This is a genomic window from Phytobacter sp. V91 (assembly GCF_965644225.1).
Classification (GTDB): domain Bacteria; phylum Pseudomonadota; class Gammaproteobacteria; order Enterobacterales; family Enterobacteriaceae; genus CBFFRJ01.
Genome location: NZ_CBFFRJ010000186.1, coordinates 1 through 7,251, shown reverse-complemented (window position 1 = coordinate 7,251; position 7,251 = coordinate 1). Strand labels below are relative to the sequence as shown.

Sequence of the window (7,251 nt, the reverse complement as noted above, 5' to 3'; positions counted from 1 at the left end):
CAGTCCGTTAATTGCACTGACTTAATTAGATCAAAGTCCCGGCCTCACGGCCAGGACTTTGTCAGCAGTCTGAACCCACCAGACGGTGGGTTCTTTTTGTGCCATAGCGCAGAGGGGGTTTACACCACCATCCCCAGCAGCAGACAACCAACAAGACCGCAGACGGAAATGATGGTCTCCAGTGCGGACCATGACTTAATGGTCTCACCGATGGTCAGGTTGAAGTACTCCTTGAACAGCCAGAAGCCCGGATCGTTCACATGGGAGAAAATCACACTACCGGAACCGACGGCGATAACCATCAGCTCAGGGCTCACGCCAGTGGTCGCGATCAGCGGGGCAGCGATACCGCCAGCAGTGATAGCGGCAACGGTTGCCGAGCCCAGCGCAATACGCAGCACTGCGGCAATAGACCAGGCCATAAAGATTGGCGACAGGTTAGTGCCGTGCATCAGAGAGGCGATGTATTTATCCACGCCGCTATCAACCAGTACCTGCTTGAATGCGCCGCCGCCGCCGATGATCAGCAGCATCATCGCGATGATTTTGATTGAGCTGGTCAGGGTCTCGTTAATGTCGTCCATGGAACGACCACGGTTCAGGCCGAAGGTGAAGACTGCGATCAGCACCGCAATCAGGGTGGCCATCACCGGGTCACCAAAGAACTCGGCGAAAGGCAGAATGGCGTGACCTTTTGGCAGCACCATTTCCGCCACCGCGCGCAGCGCCATCAGAATAACCGGCACCAGAGCAGTCCAGACGCTGACGCCAAAACCTGGCATCTCTTCTTCCGTGAAGGTTTTCTTGTTGTACAGACCTTCAGGAATGGGCTTGTCGATACCTTTCAGGAAACGCGCATAGACCGGTCCTGCCAGAATCACCGTCGGAATACCTAACAGTGTGCCGTACAGCAGGGTTTTACCCATATCAGCATGGAAAATGGTGGCGATAGCCGTTGGGCCCGGGTGCGGAGGCAGGAAACCGTGCGTGACGGACAGCGCTGCCGCCATAGGTACGCCAACGTACAGCAGCGGGATACGCGCGGAGGCTGCAATGGTAAACACCAGCGGCAGCAACAGTACGAAACCCACTTCATAAAACAGTGCGAAACCAACGGTGAAGCCGGTGAGTACCACCGCCCACTGAATATGTTTCTCACCAAATTTAGCAATCAGGGTTGTCGCGATACGCTGTGCGCCGCCGCAGTCTGCCAGCAGCTTGCCGAGCATTGCACCGAAGCCCATGATCAGCGCAAGGCTGCCCAGGGTTCCGCCCACGCCCGCTTTGATTGACTTAATCACTGCATCCAGAGGCATTCCCTGCATCATTCCGACGGCGAGAGCCACCAGAACCAGGGCAATAAATCCGTTCAACTTGAAGCGGATCATCAATAACAACAACAAGATTACACCGATAGCAACGATGACTAATGGCATGATTTACCTGGCCTTAATTTGTTATGGGTAACGTCAGTGTTTCAACAACATCTACCGGAGTCTCAGGGGAGAGAAAACCTGGTATGTGGCACCAATAAGGCTTACATCCATATCTAAAAATAATAGCTGGATGTTTTTATAATTTGGGTACCTGGCTGGATGATACGGGTAACATCCGTAAAAAGAGAATCACCTGGGGCGGGTAAATTTGCGAAGTGAGATGTGGGTCATATTAACAGCACGAAATTATTGCAAACTGAAACGAGGAATTTGCTGCGAAGGATACGGGTAACACGTTCCCCTGCGACAACAGGAGAACGTGTTGGGGGCTTATCAGTAGTAGGAGTGCTCGCCGCGCTGGTGTTCGGTCAAATCGCGAACGCCTTTCAGCTCCGGGAATTCGTTCAGCAACTGCTTCTCAATCCCTTCTTTCAGGGTGACATCCACCATTGAACAGCCGTTACAGCCGCCACCAAACTGGAGAATGGCCAAACCGTCGTCGGTGATTTCCATCAGTGTTACCCGACCCCCGTGGCCTGCCAGCTGCGGGTTGACCTGTGCCTGTAACATGTACTCAACGCGCTCCATCAGTGGGGCGTCATCGGTTACTTTACGCATTTTGGCATTTGGTGCTTTCAGCGTCAGCTGTGAGCCCAACTGGTCGGTAACAAAATCAATTTCCGCATCTTCCAGATACGGTGCACTCAACTCATCGACATAAGCGGTCAGTTGGGTGAATTCCAGGGCGGTGTCAGTAGCTTCCACTGCATCTGGCGGGCAATATGAAACGCCGCATTCTGCGTTTGGCGTGCCTGGGTTAATCACAAACACGCGAATTTGCGTCCCTTCTTCCTGATTTGCCAGCAATTTAGCAAAATGCGCTTGCGCAGCATCGGAGATATGGATCATAGCAATGGCCTAATAGTTGACTATTTTACTTGGTTATAATACGCCCATCATCGAGGCTCTACAAGGTTCGACACAGGCACCATACCTGAACCGTCGCCGCGCCATTGCGTAGCAGCAACTGGCTCATTTCCGCGACGGTGCTACCGGTAGTGACGACATCATCCACGATAACCATATGGAGTCCCTTAACCGGCAATTCAAGGCGAAAAGCATTTTTCAGGTTGCGTTTGCGCAGACGGGCGCTCAGCTGGTGCTGAACACGCGTCTCGCGTGTACGTCTTAGTGCCGCAGGTTCGTAACGGCATCCCAGCCAGTGCGCCAGCCGTCGGCACAGTAAATCACTCTGGTTATATCCCCTTCGCCACTGACGACGAGACCAGAGTGGCACATTGACCACCAGGTCCGGCACCGGCAGTTGCCGGATTCTGCGGGCCTCTCTCAGCGCCAGTAACAACAGGCGTGCCAGCGGCCTTGAAAGCTCAGGCCGATGGGCAAATTTCATCTGATGCACCAGCATACTCAGCGGTGGAGTATAGCCGCTCACCGTGACCATATGCTGCCAGGGCGGGGGTTTTTGCAGACAGCGGCCGCAGGGTAACGTGCGGCTAAAGGCGGGCAATGCGCAGCGTGGGCAGAGCGCCAGGTTCAAAGGGATGGTCCGGGCGCAACTGGAGCAAATTCCCCAGTGGGCGAGGGCCAGTGGCATTCGGCATAGCCAGCATAAGCCTGGCACTGTTAGCATGTTCAACCTCCTTGTTTGAAGAAAGAGAAAGATAGCTGATGAACGATATCTGGTGGGAAACCAAAGGCGAGGGAGATTGCCATCTTGTGCTGCTTCACGGATGGGGACTGAATGCGCAGGTGTGGGATTGCATCGCTTTACAGCTGAGTACGCAATTTACACTTCATCTGGTGGATCTCCCCGGTTATGGGCGCAGCACGGGTTTTCCGGCAATGTCGCTGGAAAAAATGGCCGAAACTGTGCTGGCTCAGGCACCAGAGCAGGCTATCTGGTTAGGCTGGAGTCTGGGGGGACTGGTCGCCAGCCAGGTGGCATTAATGGCACCGTCGCGCGTGAGCGGATTAGTCACCGTGGCTTCATCCCCCTGTTTTAGTGAACAAGAGGGCTGGGCTGGGATCAAACCCGATATTCTGGCCGGTTTCCAGCAGCAACTGAGTGAGGATTTTCAGCGCACGGTGGAGCGTTTTCTGGCCCTGCAAACCCTCGGCACTGAGACTGCCAGGCAGGATGCGCGGCAGCTTAAAAACGCAGTGCTGTCGCTGCCGATGCCGACTTCTGAGGTGCTGAACGGTGGTCTGGACATCCTCAAAACCATTGATTTGCGCAGTGCGCTGGCAGACATCAGGCTGCCTTTCCTGCGTTTATATGGCCGACTGGACGGGCTGGTGCCGCGAAAAATCATCGCGCCGCTGGATAGCCGCTGGCCGCAAAGTGAGTCGATAATTTTTGCCAAAGCGGCCCATGCGCCGTTTATTTCTCATCCTGACGCTTTCTGCGACGCGTTAAGCGCTTTTAAGCAAAAGGTGAGCTAACTAGCTGTTTTGTCGAACCTGCTCTGCGGGAATTGATAGCGCCCACCACTCCTGCTGGCAGGCTGATTTCCCCTGTGGGCAGGCTTTACAACTGCCGGTCAGACAGCCTTCAGCCTGCTCCTGAACCCGCACGACTTTACCCATGGCTTCCAGACGATTCAGCATCGCCTCCACCAGCGGGCGGGAGAGATGCAGCACATGACTGAGCTGGCTGGCCTCCATTCGCCCTTGCAGCGCAAGCTGATTGCGAACCTCAATTAACGATGCCATAGGCGCGCCTTAGTGGCAGTCTCCCGCTGGGCTTTCGCAACAGCTGGCGACGGTTTTGCGGGTCGCTAACAGATTGACGTCAACGCGGCTTCTGGCCCGGCGTAAGCTGCCAGTCACCACGACGTTGAACAGAATGACAGCCAGAATACAGATGAAACTGTACGTCGGATGCTGGCTAAAATTGCTGGCCTGGTAAAACAGCGTCGACAGAGAGTAAGCGATATTCAGCCCCCACAATACTGAGAATCCCATCCATCCACGGCTGGACTCGCGGGCAATGGCTCCCATCACGGAGATGCAGGGGATATAGAGCAGCACGAAAATCAGATAACTGTAGGCGGCGCTGGCGCTGCCAAATTTCTCGCTCATTACCCCCATAGTGCCGGTTTCCATCTCGCCATCGCCTTTACTGGCTTCGATTGGGTTTGCCAGTACGCTCAGGCTGAAGGTCTCTTTCAGGCTGCTCCAGGTTTCGTTCAGGGCCGCACTCAGCTCGGCTGTCAGGCTGAATTCAGCGGGATTAAATGGCGCGTCCTGAATATGTTCCGCGGTGTAAAGGGTATTCAGCGTACCCACCACTACCTCTTTTGCCATCGCGCCGGTAAACAGGCCGACGGTGGCCTGCCAGTGGTCGGGCTGGACGCCAATCGGTTTTAAAAGTGGAGTAAACACCCGGCTGACTGAGGCCTGCGCGGAATCGTTAATGTTATCCACCGCTTTCCCGCTGAGGGAGAAGCTATTGAGCGCGCTGAGGAAAATACTGACCACCACAATCACTTTACCGGCGCGAAGCACAAACCCTTTCAGTCGCTGCCAGGTTTGCAGAACCAGGCTTTTCAGGTGTGGAATGTGATACACCGGAAGCTCCATAACAAAAGGTGAGGCTTCGCCGCGCATAATGGTGTGTTTGAGCATTAACCCGGTCAGGATCGCCATCACGATCCCCAGTAGATACAGAGAGAAGACGATGAGCGCCCCCTGCTGGCCAAAGAAGGCCGCAGAAAAGACTGCAAAAATAGCCAGCCGGGCGCCGCAGGACATAAACGGAGCCATCATGATGGTCATCAGCCGCTCACGGGGCGCGTCGAGCGTACGGGCGCCCATTACCGATGGCACATTGCAGCCAAAGCCAACAATCAGCGGAACAAAGGACTTGCCCGGTAGCCCGAGCGCCTGCATGAGTCTGTCCATCACAAAGGCCGCGCGTGCCATATAGCCTGAATCTTCAAGGAAGGAGAGGAACAGGTACATCATGCCAATCTGCGGTACCAGCGGCAGCACGGTATTAATCCCGCCGCCCAGCCCCTGGGCCAGAAAGACGGCCAGCCAGTCCGGGAAGTGCAGTGTGTAGCCCAGCCATTGAATACCGTGAATAAAGACGGCGACAGAACCGGCATCAAAAATGGGCGACAGTGCGCCGCCAATATTGATCGCCAGCAGGAACATCAGATACATCACAAACAGAAAAACAGGCAGGCCGAGAAAGCGATTCAGAATGATGCGATCGACGGCGGCGGTAAACTGACAGGGTTCTGCGGTGAGCGTATTGCTGACGGCTTCGCAGATGGCGGAAATAGTCTGATAACGGGCATCGGCAATGTGCAATGCCGGGTCTTCAATTTCATGACGCAGACGTTCAAGCGCAGCATCCAGCTTCAGTGCCGCATCACCCGCGTAGCCCCGGCTGTAGATATCGCCTTCCAGCATTTGCATACCGAGCCAGCGGCGTTGACGCAGGGGCATAGTTATCGACATCGCTTTTGCCAGTTGGTCAGCTTCGCGTTGCAGCGGCTGCGCATAGTGCACGAGTTCGCCGTGGTCGTTTTGCTGGTGCCTGTCGACGGCGAGTTTCAGTGCATCAATACCGCGACCACGCGTTGAGATCAGAGGGATCACCGGGCAGCCCAGCCGGGCGGAAAGGGCATCGATATCAATGCGTACTTTTTGCTTTTCGGCGATATCCAGCATATTAAGCGCCACCACGCAGGGAATGCCCAGTTCCAGCAACTGCAGGGTGAGATACAGGTTACGCTCAAGGTTAGAGGCATCCACCACGTTGATGAGTAAATTCGCATCACCGCTCAAAATATAATGGCAGGCAATTTGTTCATCGAGGGAGGTCTGCGATGAAATAGTGGTCAGCGACCAGGTGCCTGGCAGGTCAACCAGAGTGACCTGATGGTCTGTTGTGGAAAAGCGCCCCTCTTTACGCTCGACGGTGACTCCCGCCCAATTGCCCACTCGCTGGCGGGCGCCGGTAAGCTGATTAAATAAGGTGGTCTTGCCGGAGTTCGGATTACCAATTAATCCAATGGTTAATTTTTTCATTCACTTCATCTCAACAGGATGGATTAACGGGAAATCGCTTCCAGCTGTAGCCAGGCAAGATCTTTTTTACGCAATACCAGATTAACGCGACGGGTTTCGATATGGACGGGATCGCCTAATGGCGCGACCCGCACCACATTAAAGGATGAGCCTGGCAGCATGCCCAGCGAAAGTAGCTTCTGCCGCCACGCCGGGCTGATGTCGCGCGAGAAGCCCGTTATTTTCCACGTACTGTCAGGAGAGAATTGCATAGAACCTACTGTTTTTATCGCGTGCTGTTCGCCATCAAAGATGAATAAAAAGAAAGTCAGCTAATTAGCGTGCGAAGTAATGAATGATAACTAAAACGAAAAATGATAATGAGAATAGTTTTTATCATCACTAATTAAACCGCGAACGACGATGAAGGGAAATAATAATGTGCGGTATCGTTGATGTGGCTCAATATTTATCCCATTTTCCTAATGTTCAGAGTTACTTGAAAAGTATGAAAAAATATTCTGAATTATTTCTTAATCTTAATGTTTTATTAAGGAATAGGTTGTTTTCGGGGTAATAACGCAATCGATTATCATTTGAGGATTAAATAATGAACTGAATATCTGATGAGATATTTTGATTATTTCTCTGGGGAAGGCTTAGCATAATAGTGAGCAAATGCTTGCAGGCGCGGGGATTAAGGAAGGTGCGATTTAATCGTCAATTATGAGAACATAACCCTTTCTTTGACATAGACTTTTCACGATGCCCGCTC

General features: G+C 53.4%; 7 protein-coding genes. 1 reads left to right on the top strand and 6 read right to left on the bottom strand.

Features of this window, described 5'->3' with window-relative positions:
- Nucleotides 1-119 precede the first annotated feature (119 nt).
- The 3 genes from gntT to gntX all read right to left on the bottom strand — a co-directional run bounded on the left by gntT (nucleotide 120) and on the right by gntX (nucleotide 3,087).
- A complete protein-coding gene (gntT, locus tag ACSZO4_RS23845; RefSeq protein ID WP_437891559.1) occupies nucleotides 120-1,436 on the bottom strand; it encodes a gluconate transporter in 1,317 nt (438 codons plus the stop codon).
- 333 nt (nucleotides 1,437-1,769) lie between these two features.
- Nucleotides 1,770-2,345: a Fe-S biogenesis protein NfuA gene (gene nfuA, locus ACSZO4_RS23840; RefSeq protein ID WP_437891558.1), complete on the bottom strand. Its 576-nt coding sequence runs from the start codon at nucleotides 2,343-2,345 to the stop codon at nucleotides 1,770-1,772.
- 58 nt (nucleotides 2,346-2,403) lie between these two features.
- The gene (gntX, locus tag ACSZO4_RS23835) at nucleotides 2,404-3,087 is read right to left on the bottom strand and encodes a DNA utilization protein GntX (RefSeq protein ID WP_437891557.1); all 684 of its coding nucleotides are present in this window, start codon (nucleotides 3,085-3,087) and stop codon (nucleotides 2,404-2,406) included.
- Nucleotides 3,088-3,125: 38 nt separating this feature from the next.
- On the opposite strand from gntX, the gene bioH reads away from it, so the two are divergent.
- Nucleotides 3,126-3,899, top strand: coding sequence for a pimeloyl-ACP methyl ester esterase BioH (bioH, locus tag ACSZO4_RS23830; RefSeq protein WP_437891556.1), 774 nt, complete (start codon nucleotides 3,126-3,128; stop codon nucleotides 3,897-3,899).
- Here bioH and feoC read toward each other — a convergent pair whose 3' ends face one another.
- From feoC to feoA, 3 genes are read right to left on the bottom strand one after another with little or no spacing between them, the layout of a single operon-like run.
- Nucleotides 3,900-4,169, bottom strand: coding sequence for a [Fe-S]-dependent transcriptional repressor FeoC (feoC, locus tag ACSZO4_RS23825; protein WP_437891554.1), 270 nt, complete (start codon nucleotides 4,167-4,169; stop codon nucleotides 3,900-3,902).
- A 9-nt stretch (nucleotides 4,170-4,178) separates the two neighbouring features.
- Entirely contained in the window at nucleotides 4,179-6,497 is a 2,319-nt protein-coding gene (feoB, locus tag ACSZO4_RS23820; protein ID WP_437891552.1) for a Fe(2+) transporter permease subunit FeoB, read from the bottom strand.
- A 23-nt stretch (nucleotides 6,498-6,520) separates the two neighbouring features.
- Nucleotides 6,521-6,748 carry a ferrous iron transporter A gene (gene feoA / locus ACSZO4_RS23815; protein WP_437891551.1) on the bottom strand — a complete coding sequence of 76 codons (228 nt, stop codon included), beginning with the start codon at nucleotides 6,746-6,748 and terminating at the stop codon, nucleotides 6,521-6,523.
- Nucleotides 6,749-7,251: the final 503 nt, after the last annotated feature.